The organism is Convivina intestini (assembly GCF_003096575.1).
Classification (GTDB): Bacteria; Bacillota; Bacilli; order Lactobacillales; family Lactobacillaceae; genus Convivina; species Convivina intestini.
In genome coordinates this window covers 87,556-111,527 of record NZ_QEKT01000001.1, presented here as the reverse complement: position 1 = coordinate 111,527, position 23,972 = coordinate 87,556, and the positions used below count along the sequence as shown (strand labels likewise).

General features: G+C 40.1%; 25 protein-coding genes. 3 read left to right on the top strand and 22 right to left on the bottom strand.

Features of this window, described 5'->3' with window-relative positions:
- Positions 1-6 precede the first annotated feature (6 nt).
- Genes C7384_RS00555 through C7384_RS00530 form a run of 6 tightly spaced genes read right to left on the bottom strand, consistent with a single transcriptional unit; the run spans position 7 to position 4,745 of the window.
- A complete protein-coding gene (locus C7384_RS00555) occupies positions 7-234 on the bottom strand; it encodes a YozE family protein (protein ID WP_089937392.1) in 228 nt (75 codons plus the stop codon).
- Entirely contained in the window at positions 221-799 is a 579-nt protein-coding gene (locus C7384_RS00550) for a YpmS family protein (RefSeq protein ID WP_089937390.1), read from the bottom strand. Before C7384_RS00550 ends, C7384_RS00555 begins: the two co-directional genes overlap by 14 nt.
- A gap of 39 nt (positions 800-838) precedes the next feature.
- Complete coding sequence (locus C7384_RS00545; RefSeq protein ID WP_089937388.1) at positions 839-1,690, bottom strand: DegV family protein; 852 nt, start codon at positions 1,688-1,690, stop codon at positions 839-841.
- Between the two features lie 12 nt (positions 1,691-1,702).
- Positions 1,703-2,197, bottom strand: coding sequence for a dihydrofolate reductase (locus C7384_RS00540; RefSeq protein WP_089937386.1), 495 nt, complete (start codon positions 2,195-2,197; stop codon positions 1,703-1,705).
- Positions 2,190-3,404, bottom strand: a complete 1,215-nt coding sequence (locus C7384_RS00535; RefSeq protein ID WP_089937384.1) for a CCA tRNA nucleotidyltransferase — start codon at positions 3,402-3,404, stop codon at positions 2,190-2,192. Before C7384_RS00535 ends, C7384_RS00540 begins: the two co-directional genes overlap by 8 nt.
- A gap of 60 nt (positions 3,405-3,464) precedes the next feature.
- Positions 3,465-4,745, bottom strand: a complete 1,281-nt coding sequence (locus tag C7384_RS00530; RefSeq protein WP_089937382.1) for a tetratricopeptide repeat protein — start codon at positions 4,743-4,745, stop codon at positions 3,465-3,467.
- Positions 4,746-4,910: 165 nt separating this feature from the next.
- On the opposite strand from C7384_RS00530, the gene C7384_RS00525 reads away from it, so the two are divergent.
- Positions 4,911-5,480 carry a helix-turn-helix domain-containing protein gene (locus C7384_RS00525; RefSeq protein ID WP_089937380.1) on the top strand — a complete coding sequence of 190 codons (570 nt, stop codon included), beginning with the start codon at positions 4,911-4,913 and terminating at the stop codon, positions 5,478-5,480.
- A 32-nt stretch (positions 5,481-5,512) separates the two neighbouring features.
- Here the strand turns inward: C7384_RS00525 and menC are convergent, their stop codons facing one another.
- The 9 genes from menC to C7384_RS00480 all read right to left on the bottom strand — a co-directional run bounded on the left by menC (position 5,513) and on the right by C7384_RS00480 (position 16,827).
- Entirely contained in the window at positions 5,513-6,649 is a 1,137-nt protein-coding gene (menC, locus tag C7384_RS00520; protein ID WP_089937378.1) for an o-succinylbenzoate synthase, read from the bottom strand.
- Positions 6,622-7,455 (bottom strand): 2-succinyl-6-hydroxy-2,4-cyclohexadiene-1-carboxylate synthase, encoded by an 834-nt coding sequence (gene menH, locus C7384_RS00515; RefSeq protein ID WP_089937375.1) that lies wholly within the window; start codon positions 7,453-7,455, stop codon positions 6,622-6,624. The genes menC and menH overlap by 28 nt, the downstream gene beginning before the upstream one ends.
- A gap of 15 nt (positions 7,456-7,470) precedes the next feature.
- Positions 7,471-9,072: a 2-succinyl-5-enolpyruvyl-6-hydroxy-3-cyclohexene-1-carboxylic-acid synthase gene (menD, locus tag C7384_RS00510; RefSeq protein WP_089937373.1), complete on the bottom strand. Its 1,602-nt coding sequence runs from the start codon at positions 9,070-9,072 to the stop codon at positions 7,471-7,473.
- Positions 9,069-10,259 carry an isochorismate synthase gene (locus C7384_RS00505; RefSeq protein ID WP_089937371.1) on the bottom strand — a complete coding sequence of 397 codons (1,191 nt, stop codon included), beginning with the start codon at positions 10,257-10,259 and terminating at the stop codon, positions 9,069-9,071. Before C7384_RS00505 ends, menD begins: the two co-directional genes overlap by 4 nt.
- A 49-nt stretch (positions 10,260-10,308) precedes the next feature.
- Positions 10,309-11,133 (bottom strand): hydroxymethylpyrimidine/phosphomethylpyrimidine kinase, encoded by an 825-nt coding sequence (locus C7384_RS00500; protein ID WP_089937369.1) that lies wholly within the window; start codon positions 11,131-11,133, stop codon positions 10,309-10,311.
- 13 nt (positions 11,134-11,146) lie between these two features.
- Positions 11,147-13,240, bottom strand: a complete 2,094-nt coding sequence (gene topA, locus C7384_RS00495; RefSeq protein WP_089937367.1) for a type I DNA topoisomerase — start codon at positions 13,238-13,240, stop codon at positions 11,147-11,149.
- 111 nt (positions 13,241-13,351) lie between these two features.
- Entirely contained in the window at positions 13,352-13,981 is a 630-nt protein-coding gene (locus C7384_RS00490; protein WP_089937365.1) for a pyridoxamine 5'-phosphate oxidase family protein, read from the bottom strand.
- Positions 13,982-13,993: 12 nt separating this feature from the next.
- Positions 13,994-14,872, bottom strand: a complete 879-nt coding sequence (gene dprA, locus C7384_RS00485; RefSeq protein ID WP_089937363.1) for a DNA-processing protein DprA — start codon at positions 14,870-14,872, stop codon at positions 13,994-13,996.
- Between the two features lie 56 nt (positions 14,873-14,928).
- Complete coding sequence (locus C7384_RS00480) at positions 14,929-16,827, bottom strand: ABC-F family ATP-binding cassette domain-containing protein (protein WP_089937361.1); 1,899 nt, start codon at positions 16,825-16,827, stop codon at positions 14,929-14,931.
- A 131-nt stretch (positions 16,828-16,958) separates the two neighbouring features.
- On the opposite strand from C7384_RS00480, the gene C7384_RS00475 reads away from it, so the two are divergent.
- Together C7384_RS00475 and C7384_RS00470 are read left to right on the top strand one after the other, a co-directional pair.
- A complete protein-coding gene (locus C7384_RS00475; protein ID WP_089937359.1) occupies positions 16,959-17,897 on the top strand; it encodes a dihydroorotate oxidase in 939 nt (312 codons plus the stop codon).
- 44 nt (positions 17,898-17,941) lie between these two features.
- Complete coding sequence (locus C7384_RS00470; protein ID WP_089937357.1) at positions 17,942-18,799, top strand: N-acetylmuramoyl-L-alanine amidase family protein; 858 nt, start codon at positions 17,942-17,944, stop codon at positions 18,797-18,799.
- A 25-nt stretch (positions 18,800-18,824) separates the two neighbouring features.
- Here C7384_RS00470 and C7384_RS00465 read toward each other — a convergent pair whose 3' ends face one another.
- From C7384_RS00465 to aroA, 7 genes are all read right to left on the bottom strand, one after another.
- On the bottom strand, positions 18,825-19,106 hold the full coding sequence (locus tag C7384_RS00465; RefSeq protein ID WP_089937355.1) for a hypothetical protein: 282 nt from the start codon (positions 19,104-19,106) through the stop codon (positions 18,825-18,827).
- Complete coding sequence (locus tag C7384_RS00460) at positions 19,099-19,371, bottom strand: DUF2089 family protein (protein ID WP_089937353.1); 273 nt, start codon at positions 19,369-19,371, stop codon at positions 19,099-19,101. Before C7384_RS00460 ends, C7384_RS00465 begins: the two co-directional genes overlap by 8 nt.
- Positions 19,372-19,546: 175 nt before the next feature.
- Entirely contained in the window at positions 19,547-20,431 is an 885-nt protein-coding gene (locus C7384_RS00455) for a type I 3-dehydroquinate dehydratase (protein WP_089937351.1), read from the bottom strand.
- A gap of 6 nt (positions 20,432-20,437) precedes the next feature.
- Complete coding sequence (locus tag C7384_RS00450) at positions 20,438-20,992, bottom strand: type 2 periplasmic-binding domain-containing protein (RefSeq protein WP_089937349.1); 555 nt, start codon at positions 20,990-20,992, stop codon at positions 20,438-20,440.
- Between the two features lie 4 nt (positions 20,993-20,996).
- A complete protein-coding gene (locus C7384_RS00445; RefSeq protein ID WP_089937347.1) occupies positions 20,997-21,800 on the bottom strand; it encodes a shikimate kinase in 804 nt (267 codons plus the stop codon).
- Complete coding sequence (locus C7384_RS00440) at positions 21,793-22,665, bottom strand: prephenate dehydrogenase (RefSeq protein WP_089937344.1); 873 nt, start codon at positions 22,663-22,665, stop codon at positions 21,793-21,795. Before C7384_RS00440 ends, C7384_RS00445 begins: the two co-directional genes overlap by 8 nt.
- Positions 22,662-23,972, bottom strand: a complete 1,311-nt coding sequence (aroA, locus tag C7384_RS00435) for a 3-phosphoshikimate 1-carboxyvinyltransferase (RefSeq protein ID WP_089937343.1) — start codon at positions 23,970-23,972, stop codon at positions 22,662-22,664. The genes C7384_RS00440 and aroA overlap by 4 nt, the downstream gene beginning before the upstream one ends.

The following is a 23,972-nucleotide window of genomic DNA, read 5'->3' as shown; positions in this document are numbered from 1 at the left end:
TCCTTTCTAGCGGGCGGCTTGAAAATGTTGCCAAGCTTCATCAAAGGTGGTCATACTCATTAAATATGAGCTATCCTCTTCTAAATAATGTGATATTTCTTCAAAATCAACACTTTGCTTAGGAAAAGTTGAATCCAAAAAAGCGTTATTAGCAAACTGTTGAATTTCATCAGCAGCAACAGGATTGCGGTTAGTCATCAACCAATCATAAAAACTACGATTACTTTTTGCCATTAACAACCTCACCCACAAATTGGAACTGGCCTTGATTCAAATCAATTTTAGTAGCCTTAAAGCGCATATTTTGATTTTGCGTTGCCTTATTCAAATCGATAATAATTTTTTCTTGATTAGGCTGGAATTGGACGTAACTTGGTCCATTATACATTTGTTTGATATAGCCCATTGCTACATTGACTGGTAGGGAAATCTGCCCCAAAGAAATAGATTGAGCTTTTAAAACAATATTACCATCGTTAGTTGCTTCGGGCATCATCGCCATTTTAGCATCAATATTTTGTCCCAAAATACTTAATTTACCGGATAAAACAACATTGCTTTGATTAGCAACAAAGGTAAAATCACCATTACCAGAATCCTGGAGGTAGCTGCTAGCTAATGCATTAACTTGATCTCGATTTAAATTAATATCAAACGTTGCCGCAGTATTTTTACTAGGTTGACTCAAACTAACCTTTGACGGTGAAAAAGCCAAATAAGCTGAGTAGCAACCGCCAGCAACCAAACCTACAATCAATAGCCAAAATAACCAAAACCAAAGTGCTGATTTTTTCTTCATAATTCACTTCCTTTTTACCTCAACTTAGTGTTGGGTAAGTTAACGGGCACGATACAAAATGGCTAAAGCACCTAATCCCGTATGGGTTGAAACAATCGGGGTCGTGGTTGAAATCAAAATGTTGATATCAGGCCAAATTTGATTCAAACGATCAGCCAAAGCTTGTGCTTCTTCCGCTACCCCAGCATGCGAAATACCAATTTCTAGCATCTCAGTGTAGCCCTTCATTTTCTCAATTACTTCGTCATTAAATTTAGCAATCGTTTTCATGCCACGGCCCTTGAGCATAACATCTACTTTTCCTTGGGCATCAACAAAAGCACCGACTTTAATATTTAATAGATTACCAATTAATCCCTGGGTCTTACTTAATCGTCCACCGGCAACCATGTTAGTCAATGATCGAAAACTCAAGTAGATATGTGACTCACTTCGAGCAGTGGTGGCAGCAGCTACTACTGTGTCCATATCTTCCCCAGCTTTAGCAGCCTTAGCAGCAGCCAAAACAACAAAACCTTCACTGCGATCAGCCAAAAGTGTATCAAAAGTAGTTACATCAGCCTTAGTAAGTGAGCCTGCCTGTTGAGCAGCGCCAACTGTTCCAGAAAGACCCGATGATAGATGTAAACTTAAAATTTCAGCTTCAGGATGCTCCTGATAAATTTTGTCATACGTTTCTTTAAAGGCACCAATTGAAGGTTGCGAGGTTTGTGGCAAAGTACTACTTTGCGCCATTTTCTCCAAAAATTCTTCTGGATGAATCGTAACGCCATCTTCATAGACCGTGCCATCAATTTGAACCGTTAAGGGCACAATATGAATATCATATTCTTTTATTTCTTCCGCCGTTAAGCGAGCCGCCGAATCAGTTACAATTGCTACTTTTACCATCTTTTATAATCCTCATTTACCCTTACGTTGATAATACATTATCTTAAATTCAATGCCATTTTGTTCTTCCGATTGACTTTTAGTCAAATCAAATACATCTAAATCAACTGGTTCAACCCAAGTATCACCAGCAAAATCACCAGTAACTCTGGTCACCACTAGTTGTGTAGCATAGGGCATCATCATTTTATAAATTTGTGCGCCACCAATTACGGTCACCAAACCACTGATTGATTGAATGTACTTTAATACATCCGCTAAATCGTGGCATACAACTACATCCTTACAGTTGGTAGAAAAGTCCGGTTGTTGGGTCACTACCACACTCTGCCGTTGTGGTAATGGACGCCCGATACTATCCCAAGTTTTACGCCCCATAATCATGGTTGAGTGCAAAGTTTCTTTTTTAAATAGCGCCCGATCGGCTGGTAAATCCCAAGGGACTTGACCATTTTTACCAATCCCATGTTGCTCATCTTCAGCCCAAACCATCTTAATTTCAGTCATTTCGTTTCTCCTGTCTGACATAGGCTAATAGTGCTGCTTGCTGGTTAGGGATTTCACCGGTAACAACTGCTTTTTCCAAGTGTTGTAGTAGTTTCCCCATCTCAGGACCCGGTTTAACCACACCACTTTGCATCAATTCTTGACCGCTAAGCGCCATTTGTCGAGCATTTCGAATGGGCAATTGTTCAAAGATTTGTTGCACTAACTCAATTTTATCCTTAGTAAAGCCTAACGAATGCATACCTTCAATTAATTGTTCTTGGTATGCTTCAACTTGATAAAGATGCCAGGCATCCAAGGAAACCTTGCCTCTTAAAATGGGGACTAGCGCTTGCGCCGTCTTAATCACTGCGCGACTTAATTTCCATTCTCGTAAAAAACTGGCAATATCTTGCTCTTTGACTGGTGAAGGTACTAAAAGATTGATCCAAGCAATTGCCGCCTGACTGATTTGTAAACGATTTAGAATCGTTAAAATCTCCTGCCAGGTCGTCAATGGCCAGTGACCAACTCCACCTGGTAGGTAGGCTAACAAATGGCTATCCAAAGCCTGTTGCAAACCCCGACTAGCTGCGGGACTCAAGAGCATTTTTTCAAATTCGACTTGAATTCTCTCTACTGCTATCTTTGTTAGATTGGGTGCTAAATCTGTTAAGGCAGTTTTAGTTTGATTTTCAATGGCAAAATCTAATTGGGCACTAAAACGAATTGCGCGCATAATCCGCAAGGCATCTTCATTAAAACGTTCTTCGGGGTTTCCAACCGCACGAATTAAACCATTTTTTAAGTCAGTTAAACCGTCAAATAAATCGACTACTTCGCCATTAGCTTTTAAGGCCAGAGCGTTGATAGTAAAGTCGCGGCGTTTTAAATCTTCACTAAGACTACGAACAAAAGTAACTTCATCAGGTCTGCGATAATCAGTATAGGTGGATTCTGTTCGAAAAGTCGTAACTTCGTAACCAATATGATGATCTAACACCATCACTGTGCCATGTTGAATACCGGTATCGACGGTGTTTTCAAAAATCATCTTAATTTCTTGTGGAAATGCTGAACTAGCAATATCCACGTCATGAATTGTATCTCCTAGAATCATATCCCGCACTGCGCCACCCACAAAAAAGGCTTCGTAACCAGCGTCTTCTATTTTTTGTAATATTGGTCGGGCTTCAGCCATTTGACTGGGAAATTGATCAATTTTCATTTATTTTTAGTACTCCTAGAACATCTATCATCACAATCTATCTTAGCAAGTTTTAGATTGTTAGTCATCTAAAAGTAAACCACTCAAACGATCCTGCACCTCATAGTCATCGGGCGCTTGTTCTAGATAATGTTCTAAGGTTAACCGCTCTTGATTCAGTTGTCCCTGTTCATGATACCAACTCGCTAAATCTAGTAAAAATTCAGGACGATTTAATTTAGCCTCTAAAGCCTGATCCCAATAAGTTTGCGCCTGCTTATAATTATCTAATTTTTGATAAGCTAAGGCGAGAATCCAATAGAAGTTTGGATCAACCAACTCCTTGTCCTGAGCTTGTTCAATAAGATCAATAACGGCCTGATACTCTCCTTGGGCCATTTTAAAATTAGCTAGTAAGAGGTAATTGGCACTTTCTTGATCATCAATGGCTAGCGCGGCTTGAAAATCAGCTTCGGCAGCATCGAAATCTCCTAGTTGTTGGGCGACCTTTCCAGCTTGACGATAAAGTTGAACGTTAGTTTGATCGGCAGCTAAACCTAGTTGATAATTTTGATAAGCCTTTTCAATTTCACCCGCTTGTTCATAAGCTTGACCCAAATAAGGATAAACGGAACTATACTGACTATCTTCGATAAGAATTTCTTCAAAGAGTTTGATGGCTTCGTCATCACGGTGACTTTGATAGTACAACAAGGCCAATTGGAACTTAGTGTCTAAAGACATTAGCTCGGGCTTAATTTGTTCTAAATAACCAATTGCATTGTCATAATTACCAATGGCAGCATAGGCCAAGGCAATTCGGCTTGCTAAATCAATGCCATTTAGATATCGTTCTCCCGCCAATAACAAACTACGATAATAATTAATCGCTAAACGATATTGAGCAGTCGTATAGTAAAATTCAGCCAAAGCAAATTGAACCACTGTTTCTTTTGGTGCCAGTTGTTCAGCTTGTTGTAAGCAGTGCTGAGCTGATTCGACCAATCCTTCGGCCTGATACAAATCTGCTTTAATCATCAAAGCTGGTACATAACTAGACGAATTCGGGTTAATATTAGCTAAATATTCCTGAGCTAGTTCCGTTTGATCGTCTTCAATCGCGATTTCAGCCAAGGCTGTTTTCAATTGATCTTCTTCTGGATATTTTGTTAACAGATGTTGATATATTTTTTGCGCTTGATCTAAAAAGCCACGACCAGCTAATTCTTCAGCCAGACTATAAACCATATCGTCGTCATCAACTTGCAAGGCCTGATCAAAAAATAATTGTGCTTGATCAATTTGTCCCAAACTTAATGCTGCCAAACCTTGCTCAGCTTGACTAATATTTTCGGATGTCATGTAGTGGAATCCCTTCTAGTGCACTGGATATTGAGATACTAAACCATCCCTATTTTACCTGAATAAAATTTTGAACACAAAGCACCATTTAAAATATGAGAGAAGTATAATAGTGTCAGTATTTGATTTGTGATATAACTTTCTGACGTATATTTGTCTAACGAAATGAAGGTAAAGCTGAACATGTATTCTCTAACCAAAAAGCGTTGGCAAGCGATTAATGAACATGATGCCAGCTACAACAATCAATTTTTATACGGTGTAACTACCGATCATCGTGTATGTTGTCCAGGCTGCCTACGACCAAAGCAATTCACTCGAAAAGATATTGAAATCTTCAAAACCCCGGATGAATCACTTATTCATGGATTCATTCCTTGTCCAGATTGTCACCCATTTGGGCAGCTAGATGAAAGGGCTAGTTTTGTACTCAATGTAAAGTCCTACTTAGTTAGTAACTATGCCAAGCGGATTACCTTGGAAGAACTCAGTCAAATTTTTCATACTAGTACTGGCGTCTTACATCGTAGCTTCCTATTAGAAACGGATGAAACACCACAAAACTATCTACTGCATATCCGCATGTTTCACGCGACTGAATTTTTAAAAAATACCAACCTATCTGTGGCTGCAATTGGCCTTAAAGTTGGTATACCTAATCTTTCATATTTCAATACGGTTTTTAAACAACAAGCCGGTCTAACAGCGGTACAGTATCGTAAGCAGTTTAATTAAATGAGTCTTTGACAATCATGTCAAAGGCTTTTTTATGTACCATTAATTTTAATTTCACTACTACATTGAGCCTTGCTAACATTACGCCAGTTAATCCTAATACCAAGTCCAGGTTTTTGAGGAACTGCGATGTTACCTTGCTGAACTGTCAGCTTTTCTTGGATTAAATCATATTGGAAGTAACGATTCGTATCTGAAATATCAGCTGGGTAGGCATTAGGAAGACAACTGGCTAATGCTAAATCAGCACTGCGCCCCAGGCCACTGGTAAACATGCCGCCCACCCAGGCTTGCAATTGCGATTGTTTAAGAAGTTCAATGGCTTTTTGAGCAGCTAACAATCCACCAATTTTTCCTATTTTTAGCGTTAAGAGTTGAGCAGAATGACAAGCAATCATCGTTCTAACATCCGTAAGCTGGTTAACACTTTCGTCTAAACTCAGAGGTATTGTAAGTTTCTTTTGTAAATGAGCATGCTCAATGAAATCCCCATTGGCAAAAGGTTGTTCGACAAAATTTACATTTTGGGGTAACTTTTGTAAAGCTATCCCCTGCTCCCAAGACAAGGAGGCATTGGCATCTAGTGAAAAATTTTGATTCGGAAAGTGATTAATTAATTCAATTAACTCATTCAGGTGCCAGTCCTGGCCAGAAATTTTTAATTTAATTCGGCTGTAACCTTCTTCAATCGCACTAATGACTGCCTCAGTGGTATTTGTCCAGGTATCTTGTTGTCCAATTGCTATCCCAACGGCTACCGTTGATGACTGTCCACCCAACATTTGAGCTAATGATTGTTTCTTTAATTTACCAATGCAGTCCCAAAAAGCCAAAGCTAATCCGGCTTTGGCAAAAGAATAGTAAGGAATCTTTTGCTCTAACTGAGTTTCAAATTCTTGTGGACTAACAATTGATTTTCCTAATAAATGTGGCCCCAACCATTTTTCAATCGCCCCAAGACTACTATTTTGAGTTTCTGAAGCGTAATTGGGCGTACTAAAAGATTGCACCTCACCGTAACCAGTTACCATCGTGTTAGCACTTGTATCCCAAACGGTCATTTCTACTAGCGTTAGTGGTCGTTTTACTAACTGCGCTTGAGCGGTTACAAAGTGATTAAGCAACGGTAAGGCTACCGGTATCAATCGGATACTCTGGATTTGATACATAATTGTTGTAAAATCTCCTGATAAACACCTGGTTGTTCTAGATGGACATTATGACCGGCATTTTTAACAACTGACAATTCAGCATCGGGTATGCTTACTGATAATTTTTGAGCAATTTTTAGAAATTTAAAATCATTTTCACCAACAATTAAGCCTGTGAAAAGCTTTAACTGTTTTAACTTAGGCCAAAAATTGGGTTGACTACCAGTCCCCATCATCCGTAAAGAATTAGCCATATTTTCAGGTTTTTGATTTAGACGTTCATGCTGAATTTGCACCTGCTGGCGCACTGGCAATAATTTTTGACTGGCAAAAAGTGGTAACTGCCGCCAATTTTGAACAAACTGGCGGTAATCTGCTAGTAAGGCGTTGGCCCGTTGTTCATCTTGTAATTGACGTTCTTGTCGCCTTTGGGCAGAATCAAGCCCCGCCGTACTACTTTCCAAAACCAAACAATTGATAAAATCAGCTAAATGTGATTGTGCTAAACCAAGAGCTAAACGACCACCCATTGAATAACCGACTACATTCAAGTTTTGCCAGTTAAAATGCTGAAAAATAATTTCAAAATCAATGATTTGACTTTCCATACTTAATCGCTTTCGTGGCACTAACGGTGCTTGGTTGCCAAATCCCAGTAAATCAACTGTCCAAACGGTGCCTGGTAAATAGTCCAATATTTGATCGAAGTCATGATGATTACCCATAAATCCATGTAAAAAAAGCCAATTGACCTTAGTAGAACTATTTTGCTGGTAATAAAAATGATAGGGATACTCTCTAACATTCAAAATAATTTCAGTCATCAAACTGTTTTCCCCTTAATAGGTATCACTTTCATACAAAATTAATTGTGGACCGGCCGTAACCGGTTGATTTAATAATTGTGGCAACTGAGCTACATTCTGCACGGCAGTATACGGTAAATCGTACACTTGAGCAATGGCTTGAAAGTCTAAATTTAAAGGAGTTGCGAAAAGTTCTGTAAAATACTGTTTACACTGCGCCTGTGGTAGACCGGCAAAAATCCCACCTCCATTATTGTTCATGATAATAATATCTAATGGCAACTGATATTTTTTTGCCATCATCAACCCATTCATATCATGAAAAAAGGACAAGTCTCCCGTTAATAAAATACTTCGGTGCGGTTTTTGACTAACTGATAAACCAAGGGCGGATGAAATTATCCCATCAATACCATTCACACCACGATTAGCATAAATTTTATGACTATTTTTACCGGAAAAATAAGTATCCATCTGTCGAATTGATAGACTATTGGCAACAAAAATAGCCTGATCAGGCTTAACAGTTTGATCCAAGCAAGAAATTAAATTGCTGGCCCGTGAGGTCCCCTTATTTGGTTTCAAGGCTTGCCAACGAGCATGAAAAGCTTGTTGTTCATTACTTTGAACACAGGCTACGCTATTTAAAAATTCAGATGGTGACATTTCAAAACAGCGTTGACTCTGGCGAGTGTAATCTAAATCAGCTGGCATTCCAATTTGCCAAATTGGAATTGCTTTTTGTTTTAACCATGATAATAAATTAGGTGAAATCGGCGTTTTCCCAAAGCGGAGGACCAAATCTGGTAAATATTTTGAGTCTAATTTATCATCAGCTAACCAGTCATTCAACCCATACAAACTTTTAGGCGTCCGAACTCGACTTAAAATATCAGTCCAAACCGGAATGCTATATGCTTGGGCAAATTGCCACAACTGATCTTGATAATCTTCCGTCACATTCGGTCCAGCTAAAATCATAATTCGTCGGTAAGCGGTTAGTGAGTGGGGACTCCCTAGCGTTCTTTTACTCATAGCTGCATACGTCAAAGGCTGAACCGGTTCAATTGGCGCCTTACCCATATCCGGTAGAAGTGGTTTTCGCAAAGGTAAATCAATTTGAACCGGACCAGCTGGTGTACGCCAAGCTTCATGGACCAACGCTTGCACCTTAAAATCAATATACTCGGTGACCCCTGGTTCGTCATCCTGTAAGGCTAAACTCAGCTGATTTTTGGCATAAACCGTAAATGGTTCAATTTGAGGGATAGTTTGTGCAGCACCCAGATTCTGTAATTCCTGCGGTCGGTTAGCCGTCAACAAAATTAAAGGTATTTCCGACACCTGTGCTTCGGCCACCGCCGGGAGATATTCCAAAACAGCCGTGCCCGAAGTGGCTAATAAAACAACGGGTTGCTGTGATCCTTTGGCTAATCCTAACGCAAAAAAAGCCGCCGATCGCTCATCTACATCAACCCAATAATGAATTGTGGCGTCATATTGAGCATACTCGGCAATTAACAGTGCAATCGGTGTGCTCCGCGATCCCGGTGAAATAACAAAATTTTTCACGCCGGCCGTTACGAGTGCTGAAATTAAATGTTTTGTATTAAAGGTTAACCGATCAGCTGTCATTTAGAAATCACCTCGTGAATCATACTTTCCATCGTCAAAAATTTTGCTTGGGTCTCTTGCCATTCGCTTTGGGCTTGGGATTGAGCTAAAATACCGGCCCCTGCAAATAATTGAATCTGACGACCTGAAATCACCATAGAACGGATACCAACTGCTAGTTCTCCTTGATTTTTATTTGTAAAATAACCCAAGGCTCCCCCGAAAAGTCCTCGAGGTTCTCGTTCATGTACCCGTAAATACGCTAAGGCGCTTTGCTGTGGTAGCCCGGCTAAAGCCGGTGTTGGATGCAGTGCTTGAGCTAAGGTTAAGAAATTAACTCTCGGTAATATGGTCGCTTGAATTGGCGTATATAAATGTAGCAATTGCGATGTGAATAAAATTCTAGGAGTAGTTGAATAATGACATTGCACTACCAATGGAGCCAGCCTGTTGACAATATGTTGGGTTACGTAATCATGTTCCTGACGATCTTTACTACTTTTTAGCAACCGATCAGCTATCTTTTGCTCATCTTGATAATCATCGTTACGTGCTGCTGTGCCGGCTAAAGCTGCAGTTTGGACCTGGCCATCTTCAACTGATAATAAGCGCTCGGGCGTTAGGGAAACAAAATAATGCTGCTTTTGTTTTAGTACAATCCGATAAGACTGTTCTTGCTCAATTAATCGGGTCCATAGCTGCCTAATCGTCATTGGTTCAGATAATGCTATCAATCGCTGCCGGCCAAACACAACCTTTTTTAACTCTTGGTCATTTTTTAAAATATCAATCAACTGATTAGCTCGTTCAAGCCAATCAGATTCATCACTAACACTTAAAATCTGATTTTTAATTTCCGTATTAGTGTGTACTGACGCTAGCCAGCTACCCCAATTAATCGCATCAATGCTCTTCACTTTTAACTGGTCATTTTCCCAAGTAATACTGATTTGCGGTGCAAACCAATAACTTGACATTTGACTTGGTGTAATCGACCTATCCGTATCAAAATCTTGTCCACCAACAATTAACGGATAGTGAAAATTATCAATATCTTGCCAGTTAGACCATGATTTTTGGCAACCAAAGGCAAATATTTTAATTTGATTATTGGGACTGGCGAAAAAGAAGCTATTCTCATCTTGATCCAAATGTTGTACCAATTGATTAATTGTATCTGGCTGAGCATCGATTGTGAAGCTTTTCATTTATTCCATCCTAATAAAAAACAACAGGATTCCCCGTTGCTTTAATACATTACTGTATCTTGTTTTCCCAACGTTGACCAGCTGGCCAAACACTATTACCCGTTAATTGATCACCCAAGGTAACACTATGATTAATAGCTGCCCAAACAAAATCTTTAGCCCTTTTAAGCGCCTGTTCCATTGTCAGGCCTCGGGCTAAACCAGCCGCAATTGCTGCGGATAAAGTACAGCCCGAACCGTTAACATCAGCTAAGAAATCTAGCTTTGGTTTTTCAAAAAAGCGATTCCCATCAGGGCTAGACCACAAATCTAAGGCCATTTTCCCCGCTAACCTTTGCCCCCCTTTGGTGAAAACATTAGTTATGCCTAAAGCCTGTAACTGCTGATTGACTGCTATTAAATCTGCCTTGTTATTAATCGTTGTTACATTAGTTAGCAACTGAGCCTCACTAATATTAGGGGTAATTATGTCTGCCAGCGGTAATAAATTAGTCCGATAAAAGTCAATAAATACTTGTTGTTGTTGATAGTCGCCTTCTTTAACCGCTAAGACTGGGTCAATGACAATTGGTATAGTCAACTGCTTTAAAAACTCAACCACTAATTTTACTTGGTCTAAATTAACTAACAGGCCAACTTTTACCGCCGCCAACTGATCAACCAATCGAATGGAATCTAGTTGTCTTGCTAAAACATCAGTATCGACTGGAAAAACTTTGAAATCAGTTGCGGTTATCGTGGCAATACTAGTAATCGCTGTTAAGCCAAATAGACCGTATTCGTTAAAAGTTGCTAAATCAGCTTGTACCCCACCACCAGCTAAACTATCAGATCCAGCAATCGTTAATATTTTAGGTGTCTGATTTTTAATCATAAAAATTTTTCAATTACTTAGCTTTACCCGCTGTTTCATGTTGGTCATCTCCTTCTTTTTTAGGAGTAGTTCCATCTGGTAAAGTCGCTTCGGTGGGCTTATCCCAAGAGACAAAATCACAATCAGGATACCGCGAGCAACCATAAAAGCGACGGCCACGCTTGGTCTTTCGTTCAACCACTTGCCCCTTTTTACACTTAGGACAAGCCAAGCCAATTTCTTGCACGATGGCCTTGGTATTTCGACAATCTGGGAAACGAGAACAAGCATAAAACTTACCGTAGCGACCCATTTTAACTAGCATTGGTGCGCCACAGACTTCACAGTCTTGCTCGGCCAACTCATCATGCATGGTAATTTTTTCCAAAGTTTCTTCAGCGCTTTGAACTTCCTTACTAAAAGGTCGATAGAATGTGTCAACAACCGGTACCCATTGCTCATCCCCGACTTCAATTTCATCTAACTCATGTTCAACTTGAGCAGTGAATTTAGTATTGGTAATATCTGGGAATTTATCTTCAACTATATTTTGAACAATCTCTCCCAACTCAGTTGGTACGAACTTACGAGCATCAATACGGACATAGTTACGCCGTTGAATAGTATCCAAAGTCGGCGCATAAGTTGAAGGACGTCCAACTCCGTTTTCTTCTAAGGCCTTAATCAAAGCCGCTTCCGTGTAACGAGCTGGTGGCATTGTAAAGTGCTGTTGAGGATCACTTTTAGCTAACCCAACTACATCTCCAACTGCTAAAGCTGGTAAGGCATTATCCTTTTCTTTGGCAGCAGGATAAGCCTTAGTGAATCCTGGAAACTTAGTTTTAGAACCGTTGGCATGAAAAAGTACACCATTTTGTTCAATGGTAACGGCCATTGTATCTAAAATTTCAGGAGTCATTAAACTAGCAACAAACCGTGACCAAATCAAAGAATACAGCTTAAATTGGTCGGGGGTTAACTTATCCTTAATGCTAGCCGGCGTACGATTAACATCCGTTGGTCGAATTGCTTCGTGGGCATCTTGAGCCCCTTCTTGCAAAGCTGCTTCAACCGGTTTGTGGCGAGAATATTCCTCCCCCCACTCATTATGAATATATTGAGCAGCAGCATTTTTAGCTTGAGAAGATAAACGGGTCGAATCAGTACGCATATAGGTAATTAGTCCAACTTGCCCTAAACCACGTCCTAAGTTAACCCCTTCATAAAGCTGTTGGGCGGTCATCATTGTTTTCCGTGTTCTAAACTTCAACTGATTATTGGCCGTTTGCTGCATCGTCGAGGTCGTAAATGGTGGCTGAGGCTGTCGCTTACGCTCCTTACTAGTTACCTGAGTAATATTAAAGTCAGCATCTTTATCTAACCGCTTAAGAACTGCTTGAATACTAGCATTGTCTGGCAAGGGCTGTTTCTTACCGTCAAAGCCATAAAAAGTAGACTTGAACTTGGAGCGTCCCTTTTTAAATTCTGAATCAAGCGTCCAATATTCTTCTGGTTCAAAAGCTTGAATTTCACGCTCACGAGCTAGAATTAGTCCTAAAGCCACCGATTGAACTCGTCCAGCCGATAAGCCACGTTTAACCGTTTTCCAAAGAATTGGCGAAATGGAATAACCAACTAAGCGATCAATAATGCGTCGTGCTTGTTGGGCATCAACCAAATCTTGATTAATTGTTCGAGGCGTTTTAAAGGCATTTTTAACCGTGTCTTTGGTAATTTCATTAAAAACGACTCGATTAGCATTCGTAGGGTCTAAATCGAGTATATGTTGTAAGTGCCAGGCAATGGCTTCCCCTTCACGATCCGGATCGGATGCCAGGTAGACAGCTTTAGCACCCTTAGCAGCTTTACGCAAATCCTTAATAACTGGGCCTTTTCCACGAATGTTAATGTAACGAGGCTCATAATCATTATCAACGTCAACACCTAAGGTAGATTTAGGCAAGTCACGCACGTGCCCAATACTGGCTACCACTTTATAACCACTACCTAAGTATTTTTCAATGGTTTTAGCCTTGGATGGACTCTCAACAATGACTAATTTTTTCTGATTGCGTTTTTTGGTACTTTTACGCTTTGAAGTTTTTTTAGTAGCTTTTGCTTCTACCAAGGTCTAATCCTCACAATTTTAAATAATAGGGGCATTATAGCACACGACTGTAAAACGCTTAATTATTTTATCAAAGTCTCTGCTAAACTGATAGATTTTCCAAAATCAATTTTACGACCATTTAATAATTTCGGGCTGGCGCTGAAAAGATTCAACCAAGACAGACTGTAGCGTAATCTTAATAACCGCCTGTTTACGAGCATTTTCAGCTAAGTCTAAAATTTCAGGATGATGCTTGATTTCAATCTCAGCTTCTTGTTCGGTTAAAACTTTAATAGTCAGCTGGTTAGAACTAATCCGTTGCCCAGTTTTGTCATCATACCAAGTTGTAAAGGCTGCTGTGGAATTGGCCTGCAAGTTTTTTACTCGAGTACTTTGCCAATCAGACACTAAGTATAAAACATTATCATTATTATGAGCTTCTTTGAAGGTAATCACGCTAGTGGCTAACTGTCCAGCTTGATTGACAGTTGCTAGAGCAATTAAATTTGACCCATTTTGTAATAATTCACGAAAATGGGTCACTTGAGCTGATGCTGAATCATTTTTACCAAATTTACGTTGATTTTTTAAAATAGTTAAAATTGTCAGTGGAATCGTTAATAATAAGTAACCAATGATAGTCACAAAAATAATCCTAATTCCTAAACTGTTCAGTTTTAGGACACTTGCTAACCATTCTGATAAAACAATTGTTACAAAAAAAACAACAAATAACTGCACAAAACGTTTTAAATACATAAGCCATCCTTCTCAAATCAGTGGAGTAATCACCTCCATAATATCACTGAGTTTCGTTACGGGCAAAGCACCAGCCTTAATTAGTTCATTTGTTCCCTGAGACTCAGTGGAAAAAATCGAACCCGGTATCGCTAACACCTGGCGATTATTTTGTAAAGCCGAATTAGCCGTAATTAAAGAGCCTGAGTGACGTTTGGCTTCAATTACCAAAGTGGCTGAAGATAGGCCTGCAATAATTCGATTTCGGTCGGGAAAATGCGCTCGTTGCGGACCGGTATTTGGCGGATATTCACTTAACAATAGACCCTGCTGGCCAATTTGTTTTTGTAAAGAATGATGATTAGCCGGATAGGTGACATCAATGCCAGTACCTATTACAGCAATTGGAACACCTTGTTGACTAAAGGTAATCTGATGAGCCATCACATCCACTCCCTTGGCTAGACCGGAAACAATTGCCACCCCAGTACCAACTATTTTAGGTAAGAAAGTCCGTAGCACATTCAAACTGTAGGGACTTGCACTTCGAGTACCGACCACTGATAAACTGGGAAGCTTCAAAGCATCTAAATGGCCTTGATAAAACAAAATTAGCGGTGGTTGATAAATTTGTCGCAACCGCTCGGGATAATCATCATCAAAATAACTTAGGTAAGAACTTTTGAATTGCTGGGCTTGATTCAAAGCTGTCAAATAGCCATTCTTAAAATCAGCCAGTCTGCTTGCCTTGGTCGGCTTAGTTAGTTCAATAATGTGACACAAGTCTTCAAAATTCCAAGGGTATTTGGTCGGCGCGTAGCCCTTTTCAATGGCATGGATTACTTTATTTGCCCGCTCTTTACCAATCCCTGGCGTTAATCGTAATGCTAATAAAAATTGTTTTAAAATCATAAAAAAACCTCCTCGCAGTATCATACGAGCAGGCTTCATTTAATTTATATAAATCGTTAAGATTGTTTTTCAACAATTTCACTTAAATAGGCCCAACGATCCATTTTTTCTTCTAAAGTCTGATTAACTTGATTTAATTGGCTTTCAATTTCAATCACTTTAGTATAATTACTACCCTCTTGAGCCATTTGTTCGGTCAAAGTTGCGGCATTTTCTTCCAATTGAGCAATTTCATTCTCAATGGTAGCCCATTCTTCCTTTTCTTTATAAGTTAATTTTTGAACCACTTGTTTTTTAGGTTTTTTAACTTTAATGGGCGCTGGCTGATCATTTTGAGCAATTGGTTGATTAATTGTACTACCGTTTTGCGCTAAGTATTGGCTAAATAAGCCATCATAACGTTCAATTATGCCATTTCCAGTAAATATATATAACTGCCGTGCTACTTTATCTAGGAAGTAGCGATCATGGGAAACGGTAATAACTGTCCCAGCAAAATCAGCCAAAAAATCTTCTAAAATCGTCAAAGTGCCAATATCTAAATCATTCGTCGGCTCATCAAGAAGCAAAAAATTTGGCTGTTCTAAAAGCAGTTTCAGCAAATACAAACGCCGTTTTTCACCGCCGGAGAGCTTACGAATTAACGTGCCATGCATAAAAGGAGGAAACAAAAATTGTTCTAATAATTCTGAAACCGAAAGTTGATTCCCATCTTTATCAGTAACCGAACTGGCGACGTCTGTTAAATACTCAATCACTCGTTTATCTTCTGGAATGGGCTCAGTCGTCTGAGTGTAGTAGGCCATTTTAACGGTTTCACCCAACTCAATTATCCCAGAAGTCAACGGGATACGGCCAGCAATGACATTTAAAAAGGTGGACTTACCAGCGCCATTAGCCCCAGTAATCCCAATCCGTTCACCAGCACCCAAACGAAGGTTGAAATCTTTTAAAATCTGATGATTACCAAAGGCTAGATTCGCATCTTCCATTATCAAAACTTTTTTACCCAAGCGTTGCTGCCCAAGCGATAGCGTAACATCTTCATCAACTTGGAGATCGTCCATCCCCGCCTCTAACTTTGCAAAAGCTTTTTCACGACCTTTTTGCTTAGTTGTTCGGGCCCGAGCTGATTTTTTCATCCAAGCTAATTCACGCTGATATAACTGTTCTTTTTTATGCTGGCTAACCTGTTCAGCCTGAACCCGCTCTGCTTTACCAGTAACATAGTCCTGGTAGTTCCCCTGATACTCATATAATTTTCCAAAAGAAAGTTCAAAAATACGATTAGCAACCGCATCTAAGAAATAGCGATCATGCGTAACAGTCAAAACTGCCCCACGATAGTTGGCCAAATATTTTTCTAACCAAGCAATTGAATCAAAATCCAAATGGTTGGTTGGCTCGTCCAAAATTAACAAATCCGGTTCTTCAATTAAAATTTGAGCCAAACCGACTCGTTTTCTTTGACCACCCGATAATTCTTTAATTTTTCGATTTAAGTCAGGCATATGTAACTGCGTTAAAATAGTCTTAATTTGAGACTCCGCCGTCCAAGCATCATCACGATCCATAGCACTTTGAGCCCGTTCAAATTTTTGCCCAATTTGCTGATCCTCTGGATTCTGACTAAATTCTTCCAAGGCCTGTTGGTAGTACCGAATTGTTTTAAAAACCGGTTGATTACCTGCAAAAACTGCATCCATCACCAACTGTTCGCCATCTAATGACGGATTCTGACGTAAATAGCCGATATTATAGTCATTTTGAACAACTATTTGACCCTGATCAGCCGGTTGGCTACCTGCTAAGGCATTTAAAAGAGAAGTTTTCCCACTGCCGTTAACACCAACTAAACCAATCCGATCACCTTCGCTGATTAAAAAAGAAATGTGATCAAATAGTGTTTTTTCACCGTAAGTACTTGTTAAATTTTCAACTCGAAATTGTTTCATAGCATCTATTATAGCGATATTTTCTAATGCCGACTAGGGAAATTAAACTACCAATTTCTCCTACAGATAATTACTAGCCTGCTATAATGGTTAATAACATGTGTTGATCAGATTTATAAGGAGAGTTTTCAATGGATTTAACGGGGCAGATTGCCAATTTTCACTTTAACCATATTTTATTAAATGCCGCAGGAGTTAAATGTCAAACAACTGCTGAATTAGATCAGGTTCTAGCCAGCCCATACAGCGGTAGTGTTGTCACAAAATCGGCTACGCCCATGGTACGTCCTGGCAATCCCAGTCCCCGCTATTATCAGCTCCCTGAGGAACTAGGCTCGATTAATTCAATGGGCCTACCCAACGAAGGATTTGCTTATTACTTGGATTATGTTCTCAATAAACAAACCGACAAACCCGTTTTCTTTTCAGTTGCTGGCCTAACCAAAGACGATAATTTAGCGATGCTAATGGAATTGGAACAATCTGATTTTAATGGTTTGGTTGAACTAAATCTTTCTTGCCCTAATGTGCCCGGTAAGCCGCAAACTGCCTATGACTTTGAAGCCACACGGGCTATTTTAACTGAGGTTTTTGCCTTCTTTACTAAGCCACTGGGTGTTAAATTACCACCCTATTTTGACATGGTTCATTTTGATATGATTGCCGCTGTTTTAAATGATTTCCCTCTGGCCTTTGTTAATACCATCAACTCAATTGGCAATGGTTTAGCCATTGATCCTCACACTGATACGGTGGTCATTAAACCTAAGGGAGGCTTTGGTGGTCTCGGTGGCAGCTTGGTCAAGGCTACCGCTTTAGCTAACGTTCGGGCCTTGCGTGAGCGTCTTAATGAAAGTATCAAAATTATCGGTACTGGGGGCGTAACATCCGGTCGTGACGTATATGATTTAGTTTTATGTGGTGCTGATTTAGTTGAAGTTGGTACACAATTGATGGTTGAAGACACCCCTGTTTTTGAACGACTAGAGGGCGAATTAGCCAACGAATTAGATAAGAAAAATTATCAAAGCCTTGCTGAAATTCGTGGTAAACTCCAAACAATTGCTTAACGCCAACCCACATCGAACATCAAGAAAATTAGGAACTTTTTACAATGCTGAGATGGTTCACAAACAATCGAATTGGTCTGACTGTTACCGGTAGTTTCCTATTGTTGGTCTGCGTTTTAATTACTTCTTTGCTTAATCAAAACCAGCTAACTACTCGGCCTGATCAAGTTCCTTTGCGAACTGGTCCTGGTATTAGCTACGCGCAAACAACCAGTTTGAAAAGTGGTACTAAATTAGTCGTTTTAGAAAAAAAACATGGCTGGTGGAAGGTTAAGCGCGGCGATAAAAATCAAAGTGGGTGGGTTGCTAGTTGGGTAGCCAATAACACCCACCTAAAAACCGTACAATCCATGAGTGAGGCTACCATTGTTTTAGATCCTGGCCATGGTGGTTCTGATACTGGGGCTTTATCAATTGATGGCAAGCATTATGAAAAAAACTATACCTTAGCTACTGCTACAGTTACTAAAAAAGTTTTAGAATCAACGGGGGCTCGGGTGCTAATGGTACGTTCCACTGATGTCGTGGTTCCTCTACTTCATATTCCTAGAATGGCTGAGAGTGAAAAAGCTGATGCCCAAATTTCATTCCACTTTGATTCTTCTGACAGCAACAATTCGGCTAGCGGAATTTCACAGTATTATTACAATGAAAATTCTCGCCCCCTGGTTCAAGTACTTAATGAACATCTTAATAACCTCCCGCTTGAAAATCGTGGTTATGAAACCATGCCCTATCTGGTGATTAAAGATATCAGCCGACCAGCAGTATTATTAGAACTTGGGTTTATGAATAGTAAAAAAGACTTTTCATACATTCAAAAGGAAAGTTACCAAGAAAAAATTGCTGACGATATTAAGGCGGCCATGATTCAATACATTGATAGTATTCGTAACAAATAAGAGAGACCCTTTGGGTCTCTCTTATTTATCTCTGTAAATCTTTAGCTTTCATTTTTTCGATTGCCAGATTCTCTTTCTTTTTACGGGCAACTAATGCTTCAACCCAAATCGAAAGCAGCAGACCTTCTCCCAGAACTAATACTAGCAATCCTGTCCAAGACGGTCCCCTGCTTACCATGATATAAATCATGTAAATAAGGAAAGCAAGACAAGGAAGTGAGCCAAACCATCGCGGAAGATAACGTTCCAATAAGCTTAAAATTCCCACGGCTATCGCTGCAATAATCACATTTTTTATATCAGACATTTTCTTCCTCTCGATACTTCTCAATAATTTCTTTAGCAATATCTAAAGAAATTTTCTCATCAATAACTAATTGCATTATTTTGCTTTCAAAATTATTCGTGTCTTTTTCAGTTAATCTTATCTTGTCAATAATCCGATTTAATCTTAACCGCACGGTTGGATAACTAACGCCATAAATCTTAGCTAATTCCTTTAAGGAACCTGAAGCCAGAGTTAACTGCTTAATAAATTCTTGATCTTCTTCTGCTAAATCCCAAAACCACAAAGCACAGCTCCTCTTTAATATTATTTATTTTATTTTAATATAATTGAATATAAATTTCAATAATATTTAATTTATATAAATATTATTGAAATTCAGCCAAAAAAAACGCCACTCCGAAGAGTGACGGGTAGGTAGATAGATACTACCCAGTTGGTCAAGAAGTATTATAACATGCTTACTGCCAAGCCTGCAATAGTTGCGCCACGGTCAATTGACCAGGTGCAGAACTGTACTGGCTCGATAAAGTAGCAAAAGTCATCTGCGAACCATACTTATATCCTTCAATACGGCTTTTTTCACCAAATGGTCCCATCGCCATTGTCACTAAAGGCTGACTAATCACGGGAGCCATGGCGGCTGTTGCATTCAGCAAGCGATCAACATCAGCTGCTACTTGGGGCATTACAGCTAGTTTAACAATTTGAACTGGTTGATCCGCCAAATATTGAATGACCTTTTCTAGATTAACTGGTGTGGTCTGCCAATCATGATAAGAAAGTAACACTGGAATCTCACGTGCTTTGGCAGCCTGAATAATCTTTTCCTTCAAACCACTTTCCAAAGTATCTTCTAAGTCGATGGCTGCAAATGGAAAACCAGTTTGTAAGGCAGCCATGATGAAGGTCACATACTCTAACTCATTAAACTCTCCTTGGCCGCCCTGACTCTTAGTCCGATAGGTCAAAATAACCGGATATTGACCAACCGTATCAAAGACATTACTAACAATTTCTTTAATAATTTCACGTTGCATCGCTGGCCAATTCGTTAAAAATTCCTGCCGTGCGGATTCTAGTTCCGACAGCATTTTGGCTTCGGTTAATTTAGAAACATTTTTCTGAGCTAACTCTTGCTGAGCTCCGGCTTTGACTTGCTGCCAAATCACTTCCTGACTAAATTCATCGACGATATAATCAGCTCGCCATTCGACGACATCTGGATTTTGCGTAGCTAATTCCCGAGCAAAGGGTGAAAATTTATCCTGGGGGCCCAAGGTCATGGGCACAGCAATGACTGGTCGGTTAGCGGGAGGAAGCTTCAATAATTCACGTAAATTCATTTTATCCTACTTTATTTCATAGACAACCCAGACCATCTCAGGACGGAGGGTTTGTCGAACTTGGTAATGATCATCGTCAACTAAATCACTATTTTCATACTGGTTTAACGATACGATTGAAAACCAATCTTGATCGGCCACAAAACGTTCAAAGGCCACGGGTTTACTAGGAGCAAAAACAACCGAAGGTCCCCAAACATTATCTAAATCAACCGATTGTAAGTAGCGCTTCATTAAGCCTTCAGTCGCTGCATGAATGATGGCAATTTGCTTGCGATGATTAAGATTTTCCAAAACAATTAAGGGCAAAAGTGGTAACACAAAAGCCGTTTTAATTTTAGCACGTTGCCACTCCAAGTAGTTAAAGTCTGCAAAATTTAAACCGGGAACCTGCTGCGATTTAAAGGCCACCGGTAGCAAAATTTCTTCGCCCTGATAGTCAGCTAAATTGGTTAGAATTTCTTCAAAACTACTGTGTAAAATAATTTCTTGATTAGTTTGATAATATTGAGCCGCCCGCTGTGAATCCGTACCGACCGGTCCCAAAGTATGTAGTCGCATGGCTTCACCCCCGCTGCATCTCTTCGTCTTCACGTTTCATGGCGGTTTCTAACAAAATAGTCATTAATTCATCAATAAATTCGTCGGAAATATTAGGATTTTTGGCGTAGTCAACCTTCAAAGCGGCCCGCATATTAGACATCCGAGTCGGTTGAGAAACGGACATACCGACTTTTTTCTTGTAATTAGCCACTGCTAACACGACTTCCATCCGTTTTGAAATAATGTCAAATAGTTGCCGATCAAAGGCATCAATTTGCGATCGCAAGGCCAAAAAAGCTAATTCATCTTCATTGGCACTAAAAAGCGCTACGATTTCAGCCGCAATTCTTTGTGGCGTTTTTCCAACTGTTTCTACAGTGAAATTAGCCACTTCTTGGTATTTAGGATCCCGTGCTTCCCAAAGTTGGAAGAAATCGGCGGTTGATTTTTCCTGTAAAAGTGGTCGTTGCCCTTCCGCCAACAAACGACTAATCGTACTTTCCAAGTTACCATGTAAATAAACGAGAGTGGCTGGTGAATTTTTTAAGATTTCACGATTTTCAGCCCGTTCCACCACACCACCACCGGTTGCCACCACCCCATTAAAGGTTTGAACTTGACTTAACACTTGGGTTTCTAAGCGACGAAAGTAATTTTCATCATGTTTTTGAAAAATTTGAGCAATCGACATCCCCGCTGCCCGTTCAATCTCTTGATCTAAATCTAAAAACTTAGAATGATGTTGACGGGCAATTTCACGGCCAACAGTTGTTTTTCCGGCTCCCATGAAACCAATTAACATTAAGGTATCCGGTTCTTTAATCATTATTTTCTCGCTTTATTAATAAATTTTGTCGACTCGTTTGGGCCCGACTAATTAATTGCAGTAACGCTGTTTCATCACTAGCTTCAATCGCTCTTTGAAATTGATCCAAGGCTTGTCGAAAGCTAGTTAAATTGTTTAAAACTGCCTTTTGATTACTCAATAAAATATCTGACCACAGTTGCGGATTACTGGCCGCAATCCGAGTCATATCCTTAAAACCGCCCGCCACATATTGGCCAAAGTCTTGACTCTTGCCCAAATCATTAACGGCACTATTCATCAGAGCAAAGGCAATTACGTGGGGGTTATCTGAAATAACCGCCATTAAATCATCATGTTCGTCAACTGACATGGTAATAAAATTGGCTCCGGTGGGCGCTAAAATATCTTTTAAATCGCCCACTCGGCTAGCTGCCTGCTCATCTGCTGGCATTAAAAAATATGGTGCTTGGCGATACATGCCAGTTTTAGCAGCCTGAACACCTGCTAAATGACTGCCGGCCATGGCATGCCCGCCGATAAAGGTAATCCCTTTTGGTAACAAAAATTGCCGAGCCTGAGCCATAATAGCACGTTTGGTTGAGCCAGCATCAGTGACAATTACCGTTGCTTTTAAAGGCAACTGTCCTAATTGGGCAATCATTTTTTCAATACTGTCAACTGGCGTCGCTAAAATAATCAAATCAGCCTGGGCAGCAACTGTCGCCAAATCCTGACTAGTTTCGTCTACCAAACCAGTTTTACGAGCATAGGCTAAACTAACCGCATTTCGATCAACCCCTATTAATTTTATCTGCGGACTTTGGCGTAAATCACAGGCCAAGGAGGCCCCCATTTCACCTAGTCCTACAATCACAACGTTCATTTGATTTCCTCGTTAGGCATTAATTGCGCTAAATCTGCCATAAAAGTAGGATAAGAAATAGCCATCGCATCTTCGTCAATCAGGGTCACTTCCCCCTTAGTAATTAAGGCCGCCACAGCAATCATCATGGCAATGCGATGATCGCCATTTGATGACAAGGCCACGGCTTGATCATGGGCAACTAGCGGCTTACCGCCCTCAATTACCATCCCATCCGGCTTTTCAGAAACTGACACGCCCAGTCGGGACAAAACGCGCACTACGGCGTCAATCCGATCAGTCTCTTTGACACGTAATTCTTGGGCCCCACTGATGGTCGTTTTCCCTTGGGCCTGACTGGCTGCCAAAGCTAAAATTGGTAGCTCATCAACCGTTGCCGGAATATCAGCAGCAGTAATTTCAATACCATGCAATGGCTGATACTTAATAATCAAATCGGCTACTGGCTCTTGGTCATCATGCCGATTAACCATCTCAATGTTAGCGCCCATCTTTTTTAATAATCGTAAAATACCATCCCGAGTAGGATTAATGCCAACACCTTTTAAGGTAATATTAGAATTTGGCGTAATCAAAGCCGCTACCATAAAGAAGGCTGCACTAGAAATATCGGCTGGCACAACCACATGTTGCCCCTGTAATAAGGGCTGTTTTTCAATTCGAATTGTATTGCCATCGAGTTCAATACGACCACCAAATTTTTGGAGCATTCGCTCGGTATGATCCCGTGAAGCCAGCGGTGACACAATCGTGGTGGTGCCCTCAGCCTGCATACCAGCAAAAATCAAAGCACTTTTAACCTGGGCCGAAGCAACCGGCATTTCATAGTGGATTCCTTGTAACTGATTATTAGCTTGGATTATTCCAGGTAAATAATCACCATCGGTTAACTGAAAATGAGCACCCATGGCCTGTAACGGTTGGCTAACCCGTTTTAAAGGCCTTTTAGATAGCGACTCATCGCCAAAAAAAGGCATATCAAAGGGCTGCTTAGCGAGTAATCCCATTAGTAAACGCGTGGAAGTACCCGAATTTCCCATATCTAAAGCAGTTTTGGGAGCATGAAAATGTTCTAACCCGCGTCCTTCAATGATTAATTGGTCGCCTTGTTCTTTAATTTGCACTCCTAAGTTTTGTAAAACACCCATCGTATGATAAACATCAGCTGAGGCCAAAAAACGGTCTACCACTGTTTGTCCTTGGGCAATTGCCCCAAACATTAAGGCTCGATGGGAAATCGACTTATCTCCGGGAACCATTAATTCTCCCTGCAAACCGCTGATTGGTGCTGACTGTAATTTAATCAT